Below are 19456 nucleotides of genomic sequence, written 5' to 3'. Positions count from 1 at the left end.
ATTCAAGGAGTGTGGAAAAGGCTTTATAGGCATCCTTTACCTTAATAAGAGTAGTAGTTACCGGTTGCTCAACTTCAAAACTTTCATTTACAATGGTAATACTGGCATTAGTAGTATAGAGATAGGAATTATACTTGGGATTACTTAAAAAAGTAAGAGAGCCTTCTCCCCCTTCTTCGATCTTGGCAAGTTCTGAAACTTCCGCTTCAGGGTTCCCTTCAACCTTCCCTTCTAATATTTCCGCAATTTGCGCTGCTGTAAACTTCATTCTGGCAAAAGTAAAAAAAATGGTTTAATCTTTAACTTTTGGATAACACATATAGTATTTGGTTACCGTATTGGTTAAGGCTTTCAGGTTAAATTGATCTGAAACCTTTACCACATCATTAATTTTCCCGTTTTTATGAAGTATATTAATATTGTCGGTTTCTCGTTTATACGCAAGATTTGCAATTTCACCTTCAAACACAAAATAGGAAGCATCGTCTGCTGAAATGCCATATTTATTCTGAAGGGCTAAAGATCGCTGTTCCAATTTTTCTTTTGATGGTCGCTTCTTCTTTATTTTCACCTTAAGCAGATCCCGGTTTATGATCATTTTACAAAGGTTACTCAGTACAAAATCATCAGAATACATCCACTCTTTCATTGCTGAAATAACATCATTGTCATCCAGCCTTGAAAACATTTCCAAAGTATCCTCATTAAAATTATCCCGGTTCACCTTATTTTCCAGAAAATACATCAGGCAACCACTCGCATGCAATGTTTTACCCTGACCTATCAATTCTTTGGCTCGAACCAAAACCCTAATTAGTAATTGCTCTGCAACCAGGCTGGTTTTATGTAAGTACACCTGCCAGTACATAAGCCTGCGACCAATAAGGAATTTTTCAACCGAGTAAATTCCTTTTTCTTCAACCACCAGTTCATCATTCACCACATTAAGCATGGTAATGAGCCGTTCACTATTGATGTTTCCTTCCACCGCTCCGGTATAAAAACTATCCCTTTTTAGATAGTCCAGCCTGTCCATATCCATTTGGCTTGAAATAAGCTGATTCATGAATTTACGGTGGTAGCTGCCCTTAAAGATCTGAATGGCCAGCGTTAAATTTTGGTTAAAGTCACGATTCATTTTCTCCATAAATAATAGAGAAATCGTCTCATGATCTACTCCTTCCACAAGGCTATGTTCCATAGCATGACTAAAAGGACCATGCCCAATATCATGCATAAGAATAGCAATCATCAGAGCTTCTTCTTCAACTTTCGAGATCTTAACCCCTTTATGCTTAAGTACTCTCACGGCTTTCTGCATTAAATGAACACAGCCCAGCGCATGATGAAATCTGGTATGATGAGCTCCCGGATAGACCAGATAAGAGAGTCCCATTTGCGAAATCCTGCGGAGTCGCTGAAAGTAAGGATGCTCTATTATGCGGAATACCGTGTCATTAGGAATGGTAATAAAACCGTAAATTGGATCGTTTAGTATTTTAAGTTTAGTTTGTGAAGCCAAGCTATTTTTATATAATATTTCAAACAAAGATACATATCTGGGCCGACTGGAGGTAATAACTTCCATATCAATATAAAATGAGCAGGTTCAATACTCGAATAAGTCAAAATATAAATTATGAATAATATCAAAATTTTATGGGTAGATGATGAAATCGATCTGCTCAAACCTCACATAATGTTCCTTGAAAAAAAGAATTATGATGTTCAAACCTGTAAGAGTGGAACTGAAGCTTTGGAGCAAATTGAAAAGGAAAATTTTGATATCATTTTCCTGGACGAAAATATGCCCGGATTAACAGGTCTCGAAACTTTAGCTGAAATAAAAGAACGGCGGGAGACAATTCCCATTGTTATGATCACTAAGAGTGAAGAGGAATATATAATGGAAGAGGCAATTGGTTCTAAAATCGCCGATTATCTTATTAAACCGGTGAATCCAAACCAGATTCTTCTAAGTATTAAAAAGAACCTGGATCACTCCCGCTTGATCTCAGAGAAAACCACTTCCAATTATCAACAGGAGTTCAGGAAAATAGCCATGGAACTCTCTCAGGTAAATTCTTATGAAGAGTGGGTGGAACTCTACCAAAAGTTGGTGTATTGGGAAATCCAGCTTGAAGAGATAGAAGATTCAGGAATGTTCGAAATCCTTGAATCTCAGAAACAGGAAGCAAATAATCAATTTTTCAAATTCATATCCCGTAATTATGAAAGCTGGTTCGAGAAAGATGCAGAACCACCGGTAATGTCCCACACTTTATTCAGATCTAAAGTAATTCCTGAAATTAAAAAAGGAGACCCTACTTTAATGATCGTGGTGGATAATTTAAGATATGACCAGTGGAAAGCTCTGGAACCGATTATTAATGCTTATTATAAAAAAGAAAAGGAAGAGGCTTATTTCAGTATTCTTCCCACGGCTACTCAATATGCACGGAATGCAATTTTTTCAGGCCTCATGCCAAGTGAAATGGAGAAGCTATTTCCAAAATACTGGAAGAATGATACAGATGATGGAGGGAAAAATCTTTATGAAGCTGAATTTCTTGGAGAACAACTTAAACGACTTGGGAAAGACTATAAATATGAATATCATAAAATAAGCAGTCTAAAAGCAGGCCGTAAACTGGTTGATAATTTTAAAACCCAGAAGGTTAACGATCTTACCGTGATCGTTTACAATTTTGTGGATATGCTTTCCCATTCAAAAACTGAAATGGAGGTAATCAAAGAATTAGCTTCAAATGATAAATCTTATCGCAGCTTAACTCAAAGCTGGTTTAAAAACTCTCCTTTACTAGAAATAATTCAGAAAGCACAGCAATCAGGTTTTAAGCTCATTATCACAACAGATCATGGTACTATTAATGTAAAGAACCCATCAAAAGTAATTGGAGACAAGAACACGAGTTTAAATTTGAGATATAAAACCGGCAAGAGCCTTAGTTTTGAGAATAAGGATGTTTTAGCAATTGAGAATCCGCGATCTGTTTATCTGCCCACTCTTAATATGAGTAGTTCCTATATTTTCGCAAAGGAAGACCTGTTCTTTGCCTATCCAAATAACTTTAATCATTATGTATCCTACTATAGAAATACCTACCAGCACGGTGGAATTTCTTTAGAAGAAGTTGTAATCCCATTTGTAGTCCTTAATCCAAAATAAACGACAAAAGGTTTATTTTTATCGATATAATGCATTTTTTATGTTTATATCCCCCTGGGTATCAGAGCACTGCGCTAGTGTATGGAATTTTTATATATCTTTATAGTCCCAAATCTGACATTTTGAAATTATGGAGTTAACCTACGAACTTCACGAACTCGATGTAGCTGTAAAGCACATTTTAGAAAACACCAAAAGCAAAACCCTGCTTTTTTATGGTGAAATGGGTGCTGGAAAAACAACTCTTATAAAAGAGCTGGTTAAGTCTCTTGGAGTTACTGATGTAGCTTCCAGCCCAACATTCTCCCTAGTTAATCATTACGTATCAGATGAAGGCCCGGTTTTTCATTTCGATTTTTACAGGATCGAAAATGAGATGGAAGCTTTGGACATTGGTTTTGAAGATTACCTGGAATCCGGAGAGTGGAATTTAATAGAATGGCCGGAAAAAGTGGAAAAATTTATAGGTGATAACACCCAAAAACTGCTAATAACGGTTGAATCTAAAAACATAAGAAAGTTAAAGTTTTGTTAACAAACTCAATTTTTAGGATATTGATGGCAAAAAATTAATTGTAAGAATATTATTACCTAATGGATTAATATGAAAAGTGATTTTTGAAATATTAATTCATTTAACGATTTATATATAAATTTGAACTAACATTTTTAAAGTTAAAAATACGATTTTTAGCCAATTTTTTGGCTCAAAAAAAGGCGCAAAGGTACGACTAATGTTGTAATTGACAGGTGATTAAGTTGTTATATGTTTGAAACAGAAAACAGAACGAAACAACAATCTTAAAACCTATTATTATGAAACTTAAAGCAGTACTTTTCGCAGCCGCAATTTTTGGAGCAAGTTTTTTTGTAACTTCAACTTCAAACGACGATATCAATAAGAATGAAATCAAAGAACAAGCCGTACAAAAATCAAAGATCAGGGTACCTTCTGCTGGGTAGTCTTGTTGCGCTTAGTATAGCATTTTCACCATACATATTTTATTTATATGAGATTTTCCCAAGCGGTCCCGTTTGGGAAACTTCTTTTTTTAAGTACGAAAGTCTTTATTTCGAGGATGTACTTACCGCAGCCTGGACTTACTTGGGTAAAATTACGCCCTTATTTTTACTTCTCCTTTGGTTTTTCACCTGTAAACATTGGTGGTATCATGTTATCTTGATTCCAATTTCAATGTATTCTTATCAACTTGTTGTAGTAATATATGACGATGTTTATCTTAGAACAGATTATATTGACATTAATCAATTAATCTATCTTGCTCCCTTTTTTATTGTTATTCTTTCTATAGTATATCTTATTCGTATAAAAATATTTGATAGAGTTTATGGTCTGGACCTTTCAGAATTGGAAGAAACCGAAATCTCAGTTTTCTCTAATATTTCAGATAAAGATCTTAAAGAAATCAAAGAATTTCAGAATGATGAGGATGATTCCTATAATCATTCCAATATCCTGGTCGAAGACTATTACCGTAAACTTTAAACATCCTTATTCCTTTTTCTAAATTATATTGTAATTTAACTGCTTTAACTTAATTTATATGGGCAAGCAGCAGGTCTCTCCTTTTACCAAGGAACAACTTATTCCACAAGAAGAAACTCTGGAGATCTTTAAGAAAAAAGGAAAATTATTCATTGGTATTCCCAAAGAAACAGCCTATCAGGAAAAACGTATTTGCCTGAGTCCCGATGCCGTGGCAGCTATAACCGCACATGGTCACAGAGTTATGATCGAGTCTGGTGCGGGAAAATGGGCCCGCTTCAGTGATAAAGATTATTCCGATGCCGGGGCTGAAATTACTAAAGACACTCAAAAGGTTTTTTCCTGTCCTATGCTTCTTAAGATAGAACCGCCTTCTATCCAGGAACTGGACTTCATAAACCCTCAAACCATCCTTATCTCCGCTCTGCAAATAAAAACTCAGTGTAAAGAATACTTTCAGAAGCTGGCAGAAAAAAGAATTACAGCTCTTGGTTTTGAATTTATAAAGGATGATGATGGAAGTTATCCCATTGTAAGAGCCCTGAGTGAAATTGCAGGGACAGCATCTGTACTTATTTCGTCAGAAATTATGAGCAATCATGCTGATGGGAATGGCTTAATGTTCGGGAATATTAGTGGTGTTCCGCCGGTTGAAGTGGTAATAATTGGTGCCGGAACTGTTGGTGAATTTGCAGCAAGATCAGCGATTGGCCTGGGTGCAAATATTAAAGTTTTTGACAGCTCACTTACCAAATTGAGAAATATCCAATCAAGGCTTGGACAAACTTTTTACACCAGTACCATCCAGCCTAAAAATCTTTCAAAAGCCTTAAAACGTGCTGATGTTATGATTGGTGCTGTTCGTGGAAAAGACCGCTCTCCTATTCTTGTAACCGAAGAAATGGTTCAATCCATGAAAAGAGGGGCTGTAATTATAGACGTAAGTATCGATATGGGTGGTTGCGTGGAAACCAGTGAAATCACTTCCCATGATGAACCTATTTTCACCAAACATGATGTAATTCATTATTGTGTTCCTAATATCCCATCAAGATATGCCAGGTCTTCTTCACTTTCCATCAGTAATATTTTTACACCTTATTTACTTCATATTGCTGAAGAGGGAGGTTTAGAAAATACCTTGAGATTTGACAGAGGTCTGCGTAATGGTTTGTATTTTTACCACGGAATTTTAACCAGTAAATCTATTGCAGACTGGTTTAATCTTTCATATAGAGATATTAACCTGTTGATTTTTTAAAAAAGAATGAAATTTATTCATCGTTTGGGCTATTATGGAGTAGGCCTGTTTTTTGGAATAGTGATCTTAATATTTTTTCTTAGCGGAAAAAAGACTTCCTGTGATTATTCCCCTAATGCCCGTGTTTTAAAGAATATTAAAATAAAGAAAAGGCAATTCACATCAAGTTCCCTGGCTTTCTTCCAAAAAAATGAAATAGATACTTCGTCGGTTTCAGCAATCTTAGAAAATGGCGATGTAGATTTTAATAAAAGTAACACCGAAGCAAAACCCTGCAATATCTATATTGTGAAGGGGATGGTGAACTCAAAAGAATTGGAGTTGCAAATCGTAAACTGCGACAGTATCGCAACCATTAAAAAAGCAGCATATAAAAAAGGTGACCATTAATAGTCACCTTTTTTATTATTCAAAAAATTAACCCCTATTCTTCAAGGATCTGCTCAGAATGAGCTTTGGTTTTTACTTTCTTGATCACTTTCTCTATTACCCCTTCTTCATTTATTATAAAAGTTGTGCGGTGGATACCTTCATATTCCTTTCCCATAAATTTCTTTGGTCCCCATATCCCATAAGCCTTGATCACTTCTTTTTCCTCATCGGCTAAGAGCGGATAATCAAACCCATATTTATTTTTAAAATTCTGTTGCCTTTTTTTCGAGTCGGCACTAACGCCAAGTATTTCATAGCCTTTCGATTTCATCAACTCATAATTATCATTCAGATTGCAGGCTTCTGCTGTACATCCGGGAGTACTGGCTTTTGGATAAAAGAATAACACCAGTTTTTTTCCTTTATAATCTGTTAGCTGGATCGTATTTCCGTCCTGATCTTCGGCTTTAAAATCGGGCGCCTTATCCCCTTCTTTCAATGTTGTCATAATTATTACTTTTGTCTAAAATAAAATTTTATGACCAAACAGGAAAAGGTACAGTTCGTTATTGATACACTAAATGAATTATACCCGGAAGTTCCAATTCCATTAGATCATAAAGACCCTTACACTTTACTTATTGCCGTTTTGTTATCTGCTCAAAGTACCGATGTAAAGGTTAACCAAATTACGCCTCTTTTATTTGAAGTTGCAGATAATCCTTATAAAATGGTTCAATTATCTGTTGAAGAAATAAGAGAGATCATCAAACCTGTAGGATTATCGCCTATGAAATCGAAAGGTATACACGGCCTTTCCCAAATTCTTATCGACAAATATAACGGGGAAGTTCCTGCAAGCCTTGAAGCACTGGAAGAATTACCGGCTGTTGGTCATAAAACAGCAAGTGTTGTTATTGCACAGGCCTTTAATATCCCTGCTTTTCCGGTAGATACTCATATTCACCGGTTAATGTACAGATGGAATCTTACGAATGGAAAAAATGTTAAACAGACAGAAAAGGATGCCAAAAGATTGTTCCCAGAAGATCACTGGAATAAATTACACTTGCAGATTATCTGGTATGGAAGACAGTATTCTCCGGCACGTGGCTGGAATCTTGATAAGGATATAATTACTAAAACTATTGGCCGGAAGAGTGTAATTGTCCAGTACCTTGCTAAAAAGAAATAAAAAGACCTGTAGGCTAATTATACAGGTCTTTTATAAACTAGTTTAGAAGCAATTCAAATTTTAGACTTTTGTATTCGCTAACATTTAATGCCTTTGAATAATTCAAAAGAAAATCTACCGTCTCCTGGCGTGGATGCGGTTGAGTAAGTTTTTCTTCTTTAGAAGATTTTTTAAAGTAAAGTTTCCCCATTTGGTGCTATTTAAGGTGGTTTTATAAATTAACGAACCATTTAGGGGAATATTGTAAATTTAATTTGTTAATATCAAATTTCTCTTTTCGATGATCTTACGCAAATTGATCAAAGCATAACGCATTCTTCCTAACGCGGTATTTATACTAACACCGGTGCGTTCAGAAATTTCTTTAAAACTCATGTCTTTATAGATGCGCATGGTAAGAACCTCCAGTTGATCTTCCGGCAATTCTTTAATCAACTCCTGGACATCAGACTCTATCTGATCTTTAATAAGTTGTTTTTCAATATTAAGATCTCCATCGCTTAACACAGAAAAAATATTAAAATCCCCGCTATTGTCGAATTTGGGCATTCGTTTATTCTTTCTAAAATGATCAATTACCAGATTATGAGCAATTCTCATTACCCATGGAAGAAATTTGCCTTCTTCATTATACTTACCTCTTTTCAGGGTTCGTATTACCTTGATAAAAGTGTCCTGAAAAATATCTTCAGCCACATCTCTGTCATAGACTTTTGTATAAACAAAACTGTAAATACGGTGTTGATGCCTGTTGATGAGAATACCCAGTGCGTTTTCTTCTCCGTTTAAATAATTACGAACAAGGGAAGCGTCAGTCTCCTTAGTGTTATTCATACCAGTTACTTTATAAAACAGGAAAAAGATTTCCTGAGGGTTAGGTTATTTAGTTTTAAAAAAGTAACTGTGTTTTATAGGCAGAATTATTTTGATTATGCTTCAAATATAGCAAGATATATTTTAGATATACAAATAATAGCTTAAATTTTTAACAATACTATAAGCATAGGCAGGCTTTCCTCTCCGTATCATTATGAGTAACTTTGCCGCATTACCATATAAAATATGACTGTAGATATAGCCAACGTAAATCCTAAAAAGAATATCATAATCAAGGGTGCTAAATTGCATAACCTTAAAAACATAAATGCAATTATACCCCGTAATAAACTTGTGGTGATAACCGGCCTTTCAGGTTCAGGAAAATCCAGTTTAGCTTTTGATACTTTATATGCAGAGGGACAGCGAAGGTATGTAGAGAGTTTAAGTTCTTACGCAAGGCAATTTCTTGGTAGGTTAAATAAGCCGAAAGTCGATTACATAAAAGGGATCGCTCCGGCTATTGCCATAGAACAAAAGGTAAATTCTACCAATCCCCGCTCTACCGTTGGTACTTCTACTGAAATATATGATTACCTGAAATTATTATTCGCACGGATTGGCCGAACCTACTCACCGGTTTCCGGGAACGAGGTTAAAAAAGATACGGTTACCGATGTAATAAACTATATTAAGGAATTTCCGGAACGGGAAAAATTATTATTGCTTGCTCCAATTCATGTTGAAGAAGGCAGATCTTTAAGTAAAAAAATTGAAATTCTGGCGCAACAAGGATATAGCAGGATTAAGTTAAATGACGAGGTTGTAAGGATTGACGAAACCAATCTGGATGAAGCCAAGGATGATAATACCTGGCTGGTAGTAGACAGGATTATTAAAAAAGACGAGGAAGATTTTTATAACCGATTGGCCGATGCTGTCGATGCGGCATTTTTTGAGGGGAAAGGCGAGCTTTTTATTGAAAAACTTTCAGATAATACATCAAGACATTTTAGCAATAAATTTGAACTGGACGGAATCAGTTTTCTTGAACCAAATGTTCATTTGTTCAGCTTTAATAACCCTTATGGCGCGTGTCCGCGATGTGAAGGTTACGGCGATGTAATTGGAATTGATGAAGAGCTGGTTATTCCCAATACCGGATTATCCATTTATGAAAATGCGATCTTCCCATGGCGGGGTGATAGTATGAGCTGGTACCGGGATCAACTGGTAAACAATTCTCATAAATTCGACTTTCCTATTCATAAACCATATTTTGAATTAACCGATGAGCAAAAAGAACTGGTTTGGAATGGAAATAAATATTTTGAAGGACTAAACCAGTTCTTTGAGTTTCTGGAAAGCAAAGCTTACAAAATTCAGAACAGAGTAATGCTATCCCGATATCGAGGCAAAACCAAATGTTCTCTTTGTAAAGGAAAACGCTTGCGCAAGGAGGCTGATTATGTTAAGATCGCCGACCATAGTATTACCGATCTGGTGAATAAACCCCTTAATAAAGTAAGAGCATTTTTCGATACGCTTGAACTGAATGAATACGATGAAGTAATTGCCAAAAGGTTGCTTACTGAGATCAGGAATCGCTTACAGTTCCTTTCTAATGTAGGATTGAATTACCTTACCTTAAACCGAAAATCGAATACTCTCTCCGGAGGTGAATCTCAAAGGATCAACCTTGCCACTTCCTTAGGAAGCAGCCTTGTAGGGTCCATGTATATTCTGGATGAGCCGTCCATTGGCTTACATCCTAAAGACACCGAAAAATTAATAGGGGTGCTTGAAAACTTAAGGGATCTCGGCAATACGGTGATCGTCGTGGAACATGATGAAGAGATCATGAATGCAGCAGATGAGATCATCGATATTGGTCCGGAAGCCGGAACAAATGGAGGTCATGTTGTTGCAACAGGAACCTTAAAGGATATTTTAAAATCTGATTCTCTTACCGCGCAGTATCTAAATGGGACAAAGAAAATTGAAGTTCCGGCAAAACGCAGAACTTCTAAGAACAAGATCAAAATCTTTGGTGCCAGAGAAAACAATCTTAAAAATATTGATGTAGAATTTTCCCTTGGAATATTTACAGCTATTACGGGAGTTTCTGGAAGCGGAAAAAGTACGCTGGTTAAAAGAATTCTCTACCCGGCAATTCAGAAAGAAATTGGTGGCTATGGAGAAAAAGCAGGTCAGTTTAATAAAATTGAAGGCGATTTTAAAAATCTGGGCACTGTGGAGTTTGTTGATCAAAATCCAATTGGAAGGTCCTCAAGATCTAACCCGGTTACCTACATTAAGGCTTATGATGATATAAGAAACCTTTTTGCAGTGCAAAGACTTGCAAAACTTCGTGGCTTCCAGGCGAAGCATTTCTCTTTCAATGTAGATGGAGGAAGGTGTGAAACCTGTAAAGGGGAAGGCGAAGTTACCATAGAAATGCAGTTTATGGCAGATGTTCATCTTGAATGTGAAACCTGTAACGGGAAGAGGTTTAAGAAAGAAGTGTTGGAAGTAACTTTCCATGATAAGAATATCGATGATATTCTAAATATGACCATCGATGATGCTACTAAATTTTTTGGGGATCACGATCAATCCAAGATCGTAAAGAAATTAAAACCATTAAAAGACGTAGGATTAGGATATGTACAATTGGGACAAAGTTCCTCTACCCTTTCCGGTGGTGAAGCCCAACGAATTAAACTTGCATCCTTTCTGGTAAAAGGAAATACGAAAACCAAAGCCCTGTTCATTTTTGATGAACCAACTACCGGCTTGCATTTTCATGATATTCAAAAATTATTGCAATCGTTTAACGCTTTAATTTCTAAAGGACATTCTGTGATCGTAATCGAACATAATATGGATCTGGTAAAATGTGCAGATCATGTAATTGATCTGGGCCCTGAGGGTGGAGAAAATGGTGGATATCTGGTAGCCGAAGGTACTCCGGAAGAGGTTTCAAGGAATAAAAAATCTGTTACTTCAAAATATCTTAAAGAAAAACTAAATTAATTAAAACGCTGTTTTTCAGATAATTGACAGCGTAATTTCTGGTCAAAACCATTATACCTGAAGGCCTTTTCGGGTTTTGGCATATGCTTTGTATTTAAGAATAAAAATGTTCATAAATAAATACACTGCTACTATGAGAAACCTGACCTATTTTTTCGCGTTCCTGTTTATTGGGTGGTCAGCATCTGCCTCAGTAAATAATAATACTTCTGCTGCCACAATTTCTTCCGGCTATTATAATGATAGTTTCATTTTTATGGAAGGCGGAGTGGAATTCGCAGTCTATCCAAATGGAGAATTTGACTTTTTCTATAATCCGGATTTCCGAAGAGGAAGTTATCGATATGATTATAACCCGCATGTAAATATCAGTTACAATTCAGGTTATAACTACGATCCGTATGTTCAATTTGATGATTATGGTGCGGTAATTCAAATCGAGAATGTGCCGTTATATTATGATTATTACGGTAGACTTGTTCAGGCGGGAAATGTATTTCTTGACTACAACCGGTATGGACGTTTAGCAAGGGTTGGGAATCTGGTGTTACACTATAACCGCAATCACCGTTATACGCATTCTTCTGGTTATATAAATCACTATAACAGGCATTATGTACACAGGCCATGGCATAATTTTTATCGCAGACCTTACCGCCGGGCAGCTGTTGTTTTTCACAGACCATATAGAGCTTATTATGAACCTCAAAGGGTTTCCTATAACCAATATGTGACCGTTTACAATAATTATTACGCTAATAATTCTCATAAACGTAAATTCTATCGTCCTTCCCAGAAGGTTAAAAATTATAATCACGGACATAGAACCTCGACTAAAAGGAATGTGGTCGATACCAGAAGGAGAACCGGAGTTAGTCGTGATATTGTAAAAACGAGACAGAATGCATCCAGGGAACGAGCATATTCTGATAGACGTAATCTTAATGATCACAAAACCGTTCAACCTTCCAGAGACGCTCAGGTAAGAACCCGAAGATCTGTTTCTACTGAAACAAGGAATGATAGAGTTAGAGATAACGAAAGGAAAAGTGCAAGAACTTCTCAAGAACCTGAGAACAGACAGCCTGAAGTTAGAAGAAATTCAAGAGGAAATACTGAAGCTTCAAAAAGGCAGGAACGAAGAACTTCACCTGCAGTTAGATCTACCGGGTCTTCACGTGAAAGAAAAAATATTTCTACAGAAAAAAGGACTTCTTCTGAAAGGAATTCTTCAGTAGAACGTCCAACAAAACAAAGAAGTAATACTGTTAGAAAAAGTAAAACTTCGAGAAGTGTGAACCCGCGAAGCGAAAATGTTAGAAATGTTTCCGCAACGAGAAGTTCGGCACGAAATATGAATCGTAATAATTAAGAGTTAGTTCATAATTTAATTTTTTGGTTGGTTAGTTGGAAAACCCCTGAAGCTGCCTTGCTGAAGGGGTTTTCCCGTTTTATGAACTTTTGATAAACTTATTGATCATCCCATTTATTTCCGGAGAAAAGTTGAGTTTATAGATCAATGTAATATATGTAAGCGCGGTGAGTGCACTTTTCACCATTATATCCAGAATTGGCATTGAAAAGATATCTATATAATAGAATACAATAGTAAAAGAGAGGGTAATTAATAAAAGCCAAAGCGAACCTCTTGTAAAAGGATGGATCCTGAACTTTTGATATACTAAAATCAATTTAGAGGTATTATACAGAAAAAATGCAATAAAACTTGCCATTGCCGCCCCTTCTATTCCAAATTCAGGAATAAATATCCAGTTTAGAATAACAGCTACGATTACCAGAATAACCCCTATTCCTAATACAATACGATAGTAATCTGAGTTGAAAAGAATACTATTATTATTCCCTAAAAAATTATCATAGAGTTTGACCAGTGAGATCAATAATACTACTAAAATAGAAATTCGATACTCATCTGGAATAAGAGCATAAAGATCGTTTACATTGGTAATGATCAATATAAAAATGAGTCCGCTAACTATTAGCAGGTTTAAAGAACTCCTTTCATATAACTCCTTAAGGCCAGGCTTATCTTTTTTATTCAGCATTTCTGCAGTTAAAGGATGCGTGATTTGATGCATAGCCTTTTGCGGTACCGAGATCACTGTAGCGATATAAACGGCAATCCCATAGATCGCCACATTTTCAATAGGCAAATAATATTCGATCATTACCTTATCCAGGTCCAGTAAAACTGTGGCCACAGAGGCTGCGATCAATATTAAAGCGGAATATTTTAAAACCGGAACCAGGTTTTTTGGAAACCTGAAATTCAACTTAGGCCTATGTAAGGAAAATGCATACATGGCCATCAAAATTGTTCGAAATTCAAACACTCCCGCGATACTATAGATAAATGTTGGGATACTTATCCATCTATAAAATACCAGCATGAGCAGGATACTAATACAAAGCCTGTGGAAAACTTCTTTCATCAAATTTCCAAAAGCACTTTTGTAATAGATCTTTGACCATGAAAAAAACACTTCGAAATAAGACGTGGCCAGGGCGATCAAGAATATTAACCAGATATAAGGCTGAACCAGATCATTCTCACCTGAAAAATAATCCAGTAGATATTCATAAAATATTAAACCGAAGGTTCCAAGTACAACTGCTGAAATGGCCGGAAGTAGCAGGACAAGATTCAACAACCTGTCTCGCTCATTCCTGGTTTTATAAGAAGTAAAAAATTTGATAAGAGTGCTATTCACACCAAAAACAAGAAAAGGCCAGATTAAATTAGCGGCAGAGAGCAGGAAGCTAACCAGACCGTAATATTCCTTTTCAAGAAAATAGGTAAATAAAAACAGGGTATTAATCGCACCAATCCCAAAGCCCAAATAGGTGGTCACCAGATTTTTAAAAGATTGGTTGATTATGATCCCCATTACATTGAATTTATAAGTTCAGCCAGATTTTTTGTTAAGGCCTTTCGGTGATATTTATCAATCCTGTTTTCCAATAATTGCTGTTCATTATTCAGGAATTTCTCAAATTCCTGCATGATGAAAGCTTTGATCTCTTCTTTCGAAGTATAATCCAAATAAATCCCTGAAGCAGATTCTTCAACTATCCTTCCTGCATCCCATTGCTGTGGACCTATGGCTAAAACTGGTTTTCTAGCTGCCAGATATTCAAACAGTTTCCCGGGAATTATTCCTTTAGTTTCTTCAGAATCTATTTCAAGCAGCAGTAAAACCGAGGCATTTCTTTGCATATCTACCGCAGCAGTATGAGTTACATAACCCGGTAAGGCAAGATATTCAGTTAAAGCGGTTTGAGTAATACTTTCCAGCACTTCTTCGCTCACTTTCCCCACTAAATTCAGTGTAAAGAATTGCCGAAATTGGGCATTTTCAATTGTAAGTTCAGCCAATGCCTGCCAGAGTTGTTCCGGATTTCGTCCAGAGAGTAAAGAACCAATATGAGATACCTCAAAACTATCTGCCGGTTTATATTGAGATTCCGGGTCAATATCATAACCATTAGTAATAACCGTAATAGGCGTTCCAGTTTTCCGGCTAAACTCTTCCTTTGTCGTAAAACTTGTTGTTACCAGGTGATCTGCATTTTGAAGTACCGCAAGTTCCAGTTTTTCATGTTTTTCCCTGGCGCCTTTGCTTAAACGAAGTTTTGAATGGTAGCCTATATTGGTCCAGGGATCCCGAAAATCTGCCAGCCATTTTATCCCGGTATTTTCCTTTAACTCCAGCCCAATAAGATGTAAACTATGAGGTGGCCCCGTGGTAATGATCAGGTCATAATTTTCATTATTAATCTCCTGTTCTAAATACTTAACCGAAGGTTTGATCCAGAACTTTCTGGCATCAGGCATAAAAAAATTCCCTCTTATATAAAGAAGTGCTTTTACCAAAAAAGTTTGGTTTTCCTCCTTCTTTATAATTCCGGAACTTATAGAACGCGTTTTTTTTCCGGAAAACAATTCTGCGATGGCATAGGGTTCAAAAATACGAGTGCTCAATATTCTGAGATCTCCCGGCACTTCTGTTTTTAAACTTTCATCAATAATCGGGTAAGTAGGATTTGACGGAATATAAACAACAGGCTCAACATCAAAGCTCTTTAAATACTTTACAAATTTCAACCAGCGCTGAACACCGGGACCACCTGCCGGTGGCCAATAGTAAGTAATAATGAGAACTTTTTTCATCCGGTTATAGATTGCTCAATCCCTATTGACGCTTTTTATATTCTATCCCTAAACCGCCAATCAATATAAGTCCGAGTAAAATTGAACTTACCAGAGTAATTGTACTACCGGTGTGGATCACCTCAGGTTCAAATTTAAATGTAATCTGATGTTTCCCGGCAGGAACATTCATTGCCCGTAAAACATAATTTGCCTGTATATGCGGTACTTTCTCCCCATCTATATAGGCTTGCCAGCCTGGCTGATAATAATTTTCTGAAAATACCACGAATTGCGCGGAGTCTGCTTTATAATCATAGACCAGTTCGTTAGGTTGCTGACTTTTTAATTCAATGATAAAATCAGGATCATAAACAAAATCATTGCTCACCTGTTCCTGAAATTTAGAATTTACAACTGCGGTATTCTTCAGGTTAACCTTCTCCAAAGCAAGGATTTCTTCATTTTGATTTCCGGTCCATTTTATTTTTTCCACCGCCCAGGCATTTCCAAAAGCATTAGGATTCTGTTGCGCCTGAATGCCATCTTCTGCAGGAACTATAAAGTACTTCGCATTCAACATGCTTAAGACCTGCATATTATTTCTGGAAAGGTAAAAATCGTAGAGATCCTGTATTCTTCCCGGTTTGGCTGCATGATAACCACCTATGGCATTGTGGAAGTATGAAGTTCTACCGGTATTAAAAGGACTACCCGAAACGTCAAAAACACGGAAATGGGTTGTATCCTGTAAGATCCTTGTATCAGCTTCATAGCGTTGATACGGTTGTTCCATTTGCCGTGCCTGTACAAAATCTTCACTGTTTACATATCTAAGGTCGACCCCTACAAGATCAAACACAATAACAAGTCCCAGCCCGGCGGTTAAAACATTTCGAGAAATTTTGGTTTTCAGGAAAGCCCAGATCAATCCTATAGATACTCCAACCAGCAATAATGATCTTAATACATCTGAAGTGAAAATGGCTTTACGGTCTTCCTTCAAAGCATTCATGAATTCCATCCCAAACTGCTCGCGGTAAAACGAATCGTTATTACCGGCAAAGTCGAAAGCTGAACTTATTAAAAGGAAAAACAGCAACAATCCTCCGCCAATCATTCCGGAGAATTTTAAAGCTTTCAGTTTATCGTCATTAGCTATTTTTTCTGAAAATAATTTATGAACTCCAACTATCGCCAGCAATGGTAAACAAAGCTCAAGTAATACCTGTATAGATGAAACTGCCCTGAATTTATCGTATGAAGGAACATAATCTATAAAGAAATTAGTTATTGGATTCGTACCTCCAAACCAGTTTTTTCCCCAACTGAGTATTAAAGCCAGGATGCTCCCTCCTACTATCCACCATTTCAATCGGCCTTTAACAAGAAATAACGCTAAAATAAATAAGAAGATCACGCTGGCACCAATATAGGCCGGTGCGCCAACAAAAGGCTGGTCACCCCAATAAGTAGGTGCAGATTCAGCAAATTCCTTAGCCTGAACAGGGCTCGCACCCATTTTAAGAATGGCATTATATATATGGGAGTCTTCTCCTATATTTTCTGAGCTACCACCTCCCATAAAACGAGGTACCATAAGATTAAAACTTTCCAGGATACCATAACTGTATTCAGTTATATAATCATAACTAAGAGCGGAATCTTCTTTAGGTTCTCCATTAGGAGTTATAGTAAGTTCAGATTTCCCTCTGGTACTAAATTCGGCGTATTCACTGGTGGCCATAAGATTCGTAGCATTCGTTGCCATTGCAATAACCACTGCTAACACCATTATTCCTATCGCCTTAAAATAATCACCTATAAGATCCTTTTTAAAGGCATCAATTAAGTACACGATCCCAAGTACAATTACAAGGAGCAGTAAATAATAGGTCATCTGGAAATGATTTGCCTGTATTTCCAGCGCCATCGCTACAGCAAGCAGTAAGAAGCTCCAGATATTTCTATGCCGGAAAATCGAGATTATACCCGCAAGGACCATGGGCATATATGCAATAGCATGTGCTTTGGCATTATGACCAATCCCGAGAATAATGATGAGATATGTGGAAAATCCAAAAGCTATGGCTCCCACGAAAGCGGTGCGATAATCCAGCTTTAAACTAAGCAGCAGAATATAGAATCCAAGAAAATAAAGAAAAAGGTAATCTGCAGGTCTTGGCAGAAACCTTAATAAGGAATCCAGTTTTTTTACATAATTGTGAGGATAATGAGCACCTAATTGATAGGTTGGCATCCCTCCAAAAGCCGAATCTGTCCAGTAAGGTTCTTCACCGGTTTGCTCGCGAAAGTCATTTTGCTCCTTAGCCATCCCGATATATTGAATAATATCGCTTTGGTAGATCTCCTTTCCTTGCAGAACAGGATTAAAATAAAATAGAGACAGTAGAATAAAGCCTGTTAATACCAACAGGTGAGGTAAGAATTTCTTCAGTTTAGCCATTAATCGGACTTTTGATTTATCCCTTGCTCCTTTTCAATTAAAAGAGCTTTGTTAAAATCCGAAATTAATCAATTTCTTCGTAATCGATATATTCACCTACTTTTTTATCTGAAGATCGATTATTGCCAGGTTTTTTATCGATGGTAACCTTCCCTTTTTCCCGGGGTGGGTTAGCAGGGCCTCCAAATCCCTGTTTGAATTGTTGTTCAAATTTTTTCCCCATTTTTTTCATAAAGTACTTTAAAAGAAGGGGTCCAAAAAAACGGATCAGGATTTTAAGACCAAAGTACACTAAGAGGATAATGAGTACCGTTTTTAATACTCCACTTAAAGATGCTTCCAACATGCTATCGCTTTTGGCAAAAATAAAAATAAGCCTCCACAATGAGAGGGCAGGGAGCAATAAAATTATAATAAATCTCATATATTTGAGTATATCAACCCCGTGAAATATGCGTAAACTACTCCTTCTTAATATAATTTTGTTGTTGGCTGTTTTTGACCTTCAGGCTCAATATACCGAAACCATCAATTCGAACCGGCCGGGGCAGTCGCAGGGAGCATTTTCTGTAGGTACAAATGTGATCCAGCTGGAAAGCGGTTTTTATCTTGGAAAAGATGATCATTCCGGTTTCAATTCTAAAACTGATATCTGGGGAATTGACTATCAATTAAGGTATGGCCTCCTTTTTGAAAATCTGGAACTAAGCCTTAGTGGAGCTTTTGAATCTCAAGATATCACCCGCAATTTTCTGGGAAATACCATTCATGCATCGGGTAGAAATTTTAAATCGAATACTATAGGCGCCAAGTACCTTATTTTTGATCCGTATAAAGAAATTGAGGAAGAAAAGCCCAATCTTAAAAGCTGGTATGCTAACAGGAAATTTAAGTGGAAAACCCTGATCCCTGCGGTTTCTTTATATGCAGGAGCAAATTTCGCTTTTGGAGATAATCCTTATTTATATGAAGGGGAAGGAAAATTCAGTCCAAAAGCAGCACTTATCACTCAGAATAACTGGGGCCGATGGGTGTTGGTTCTTAACCTGATTGCAGATAAATTAACCGAAGAATACAGAACTTACACCGGAATTGTTACGGTAACTCACGCATTAAATCCAAATTTCGCTCTATTTGGAGAATATCAGGGGATCAAGGGAGATATTTATGCAGATGATATTATAAGAACCGGAGCGGCTTACCTTCTGGGAAATAACTTTCAATTTGACATATCCGGATTAGTGAATTTTAAAGATACTCCCAGCAAATGGCAGGTTGCCGCCGGAATATCCTACAGGCTGGATTTTCATAAAGAAGATGAATTTATAGAGGAGTCTAATGAAGGAAATCGTAGAAGAGCCCGAAGCCAGAAACTAGGTCGGGAAAATGAAGAAAAAGACGATTCAGGCGGATTTTAAAATTTAATCCGTTTAAAATAAAA

At 36.7% G+C, this 19456-nt stretch carries 19 protein-coding genes; 10 read left to right on the top strand and 9 right to left on the bottom strand.

The genetic code is table 11. The annotated features are described in order from the left end of the window. Positions 1 to 268: LpxD N-terminal domain-containing protein (locus ACNKXV_RS07240; protein WP_417907047.1), on the bottom strand; the 268-nt coding region annotated here is incomplete at its 3' end. 24 nt (positions 269 to 292) lie between these two features. Further along, entirely contained in the window at positions 293 to 1522 is a 1230-nt protein-coding gene (locus ACNKXV_RS07235) for an HD domain-containing protein (protein WP_417907046.1), read from the bottom strand. Between the two features lie 117 nt (positions 1523 to 1639). Here ACNKXV_RS07235 and porX point away from each other — a divergent pair, with 117 nt between their 5' ends. The 6 genes from porX (at position 1640) to ACNKXV_RS07205 (ending at position 6348) form a co-directional block, all read left to right on the top strand. Continuing rightward, entirely contained in the window at positions 1640 to 3190 is a 1551-nt protein-coding gene (porX, locus tag ACNKXV_RS07230) for a T9SS response regulator signal transducer PorX (protein WP_417907045.1), read from the top strand. 130 nt (positions 3191 to 3320) lie between these two features. After that, positions 3321 to 3725 carry a tRNA (adenosine(37)-N6)-threonylcarbamoyltransferase complex ATPase subunit type 1 TsaE gene (gene tsaE / locus ACNKXV_RS07225; protein WP_417907044.1) on the top strand — a complete coding sequence of 135 codons (405 nt, stop codon included), beginning with the start codon at positions 3321 to 3323 and terminating at the stop codon, positions 3723 to 3725. Between the two features lie 281 nt (positions 3726 to 4006). After that, complete coding sequence (locus tag ACNKXV_RS07220; RefSeq protein ID WP_417907043.1) at positions 4007 to 4153, top strand: hypothetical protein; 147 nt, start codon at positions 4007 to 4009, stop codon at positions 4151 to 4153. Between the two features lie 232 nt (positions 4154 to 4385). After that, positions 4386 to 4697 (top strand): hypothetical protein, encoded by a 312-nt coding sequence (locus ACNKXV_RS07215; protein WP_417907042.1) that lies wholly within the window; start codon positions 4386 to 4388, stop codon positions 4695 to 4697. Between the two features lie 58 nt (positions 4698 to 4755). Beyond that, on the top strand, positions 4756 to 5958 hold the full coding sequence (locus ACNKXV_RS07210; RefSeq protein WP_417907041.1) for an alanine dehydrogenase: 1203 nt from the start codon (positions 4756 to 4758) through the stop codon (positions 5956 to 5958). Between the two features lie 6 nt (positions 5959 to 5964). Then, positions 5965 to 6348, top strand: a complete 384-nt coding sequence (locus tag ACNKXV_RS07205; protein WP_417907040.1) for a hypothetical protein — start codon at positions 5965 to 5967, stop codon at positions 6346 to 6348. A 34-nt stretch (positions 6349 to 6382) separates the two neighbouring features. Here the strand turns inward: ACNKXV_RS07205 and bcp are convergent, their stop codons facing one another. Further along, positions 6383 to 6838, bottom strand: coding sequence for a thioredoxin-dependent thiol peroxidase (bcp, locus tag ACNKXV_RS07200; protein ID WP_417907039.1), 456 nt, complete (start codon positions 6836 to 6838; stop codon positions 6383 to 6385). A gap of 30 nt (positions 6839 to 6868) precedes the next feature. Between bcp and ACNKXV_RS07195 the strand changes: the two genes are divergently transcribed. Continuing rightward, positions 6869 to 7525 carry an endonuclease III domain-containing protein gene (locus ACNKXV_RS07195; RefSeq protein WP_417907038.1) on the top strand — a complete coding sequence of 219 codons (657 nt, stop codon included), beginning with the start codon at positions 6869 to 6871 and terminating at the stop codon, positions 7523 to 7525. Positions 7526 to 7562: 37 nt separating this feature from the next. On the opposite strand, the gene ACNKXV_RS07190 is transcribed toward ACNKXV_RS07195, so the two are convergent. Both ACNKXV_RS07190 and ACNKXV_RS07185 read right to left on the bottom strand, forming a co-directional pair. Then, positions 7563 to 7715, bottom strand: a complete 153-nt coding sequence (locus ACNKXV_RS07190; RefSeq protein ID WP_417907037.1) for a hypothetical protein — start codon at positions 7713 to 7715, stop codon at positions 7563 to 7565. A gap of 59 nt (positions 7716 to 7774) precedes the next feature. Beyond that, on the bottom strand, positions 7775 to 8359 hold the full coding sequence (locus ACNKXV_RS07185) for an RNA polymerase sigma factor (protein WP_417907036.1): 585 nt from the start codon (positions 8357 to 8359) through the stop codon (positions 7775 to 7777). 228 nt (positions 8360 to 8587) lie between these two features. Here ACNKXV_RS07185 and uvrA point away from each other — a divergent pair, with 228 nt between their 5' ends. Together uvrA and ACNKXV_RS07175 are read left to right on the top strand one after the other, a co-directional pair. Next, entirely contained in the window at positions 8588 to 11377 is a 2790-nt protein-coding gene (gene uvrA / locus ACNKXV_RS07180; RefSeq protein ID WP_417907035.1) for an excinuclease ABC subunit UvrA, read from the top strand. Positions 11378 to 11510: 133 nt separating this feature from the next. Continuing rightward, positions 11511 to 12749, top strand: a complete 1239-nt coding sequence (locus ACNKXV_RS07175; protein WP_417907034.1) for a hypothetical protein — start codon at positions 11511 to 11513, stop codon at positions 12747 to 12749. Positions 12750 to 12828: 79 nt separating this feature from the next. Here the strand turns inward: ACNKXV_RS07175 and ACNKXV_RS07170 are convergent, their stop codons facing one another. The 4 genes from ACNKXV_RS07170 to ACNKXV_RS07155 form a co-directional block, all read right to left on the bottom strand. Then, complete coding sequence (locus tag ACNKXV_RS07170; RefSeq protein WP_417907033.1) at positions 12829 to 14286, bottom strand: oligosaccharide flippase family protein; 1458 nt, start codon at positions 14284 to 14286, stop codon at positions 12829 to 12831. Further along, positions 14286 to 15569, bottom strand: coding sequence for a glycosyltransferase family 4 protein (locus ACNKXV_RS07165; protein ID WP_417907032.1), 1284 nt, complete (start codon positions 15567 to 15569; stop codon positions 14286 to 14288). The genes ACNKXV_RS07170 and ACNKXV_RS07165 overlap by 1 nt, the downstream gene beginning before the upstream one ends. Before the next feature lie 22 nt (positions 15570 to 15591). Further along, the gene (locus ACNKXV_RS07160; protein WP_417907031.1) at positions 15592 to 18015 is read right to left on the bottom strand and encodes a YfhO family protein; all 2424 of its coding nucleotides are present in this window, start codon (positions 18013 to 18015) and stop codon (positions 15592 to 15594) included. A gap of 64 nt (positions 18016 to 18079) precedes the next feature. After that, positions 18080 to 18361 (bottom strand): DUF4834 family protein, encoded by a 282-nt coding sequence (locus ACNKXV_RS07155; protein WP_417907030.1) that lies wholly within the window; start codon positions 18359 to 18361, stop codon positions 18080 to 18082. 106 nt (positions 18362 to 18467) lie between these two features. On the opposite strand from ACNKXV_RS07155, the gene ACNKXV_RS07150 reads away from it, so the two are divergent. Continuing rightward, positions 18468 to 19433 carry a transporter gene (locus ACNKXV_RS07150; protein WP_417907029.1) on the top strand — a complete coding sequence of 322 codons (966 nt, stop codon included), beginning with the start codon at positions 18468 to 18470 and terminating at the stop codon, positions 19431 to 19433. Positions 19434 to 19456: the final 23 nt, after the last annotated feature.

The organism is Christiangramia aquimixticola, from assembly GCF_048285835.1.
Taxonomy (GTDB): domain Bacteria; phylum Bacteroidota; class Bacteroidia; order Flavobacteriales; family Flavobacteriaceae; genus Christiangramia; species Christiangramia aquimixticola.
The sequence above is the reverse complement of the archived record's forward strand: the minus strand, read 5'-3'. Positions and strand labels throughout refer to the sequence as shown.

Excerpts from the sequence above, each read along its gene's own strand:
- ACNKXV_RS07215 (WP_417907042.1), top strand. The coding sequence starts at position 4,386 with ATGTATTCTTATCAACTTGTTGTAGTAATATATGACGATGTTTATCTT.
- ACNKXV_RS07150 (WP_417907029.1), top strand. The coding sequence starts at position 18,468 with ATGCGTAAACTACTCCTTCTTAATATAATTTTGTTGTTGGCTGTTTTT.
- ACNKXV_RS07170 (WP_417907033.1), bottom strand. The coding sequence starts at position 14,286 with ATGGGGATCATAATCAACCAATCTTTTAAAAATCTGGTGACCACCTAT.
- ACNKXV_RS07195 (WP_417907038.1), top strand. The coding sequence starts at position 6,869 with ATGACCAAACAGGAAAAGGTACAGTTCGTTATTGATACACTAAATGAA.
- ACNKXV_RS07155 (WP_417907030.1), bottom strand. The coding sequence starts at position 18,361 with ATGTTGGAAGCATCTTTAAGTGGAGTATTAAAAACGGTACTCATTATC.
- ACNKXV_RS07220 (WP_417907043.1), top strand. The coding sequence starts at position 4,007 with ATGAAACTTAAAGCAGTACTTTTCGCAGCCGCAATTTTTGGAGCAAGT.
- porX (WP_417907045.1), top strand. The coding sequence starts at position 1,640 with ATGAATAATATCAAAATTTTATGGGTAGATGATGAAATCGATCTGCTC.
- uvrA (WP_417907035.1), top strand. The coding sequence starts at position 8,588 with ATGACTGTAGATATAGCCAACGTAAATCCTAAAAAGAATATCATAATC.
- ACNKXV_RS07165 (WP_417907032.1), bottom strand. The coding sequence starts at position 15,569 with ATGAAAAAAGTTCTCATTATTACTTACTATTGGCCACCGGCAGGTGGT.
- ACNKXV_RS07175 (WP_417907034.1), top strand. The coding sequence starts at position 11,511 with ATGAGAAACCTGACCTATTTTTTCGCGTTCCTGTTTATTGGGTGGTCA.
- bcp (WP_417907039.1), bottom strand. The coding sequence starts at position 6,838 with ATGACAACATTGAAAGAAGGGGATAAGGCGCCCGATTTTAAAGCCGAA.
- tsaE (WP_417907044.1), top strand. The coding sequence starts at position 3,321 with ATGGAGTTAACCTACGAACTTCACGAACTCGATGTAGCTGTAAAGCAC.
- ACNKXV_RS07190 (WP_417907037.1), bottom strand. The coding sequence starts at position 7,715 with ATGGGGAAACTTTACTTTAAAAAATCTTCTAAAGAAGAAAAACTTACT.
- ACNKXV_RS07185 (WP_417907036.1), bottom strand. The coding sequence starts at position 8,359 with ATGAATAACACTAAGGAGACTGACGCTTCCCTTGTTCGTAATTATTTA.
- ACNKXV_RS07205 (WP_417907040.1), top strand. The coding sequence starts at position 5,965 with ATGAAATTTATTCATCGTTTGGGCTATTATGGAGTAGGCCTGTTTTTT.
- ACNKXV_RS07210 (WP_417907041.1), top strand. The coding sequence starts at position 4,756 with ATGGGCAAGCAGCAGGTCTCTCCTTTTACCAAGGAACAACTTATTCCA.
- ACNKXV_RS07160 (WP_417907031.1), bottom strand. The coding sequence starts at position 18,015 with ATGGCTAAACTGAAGAAATTCTTACCTCACCTGTTGGTATTAACAGGC.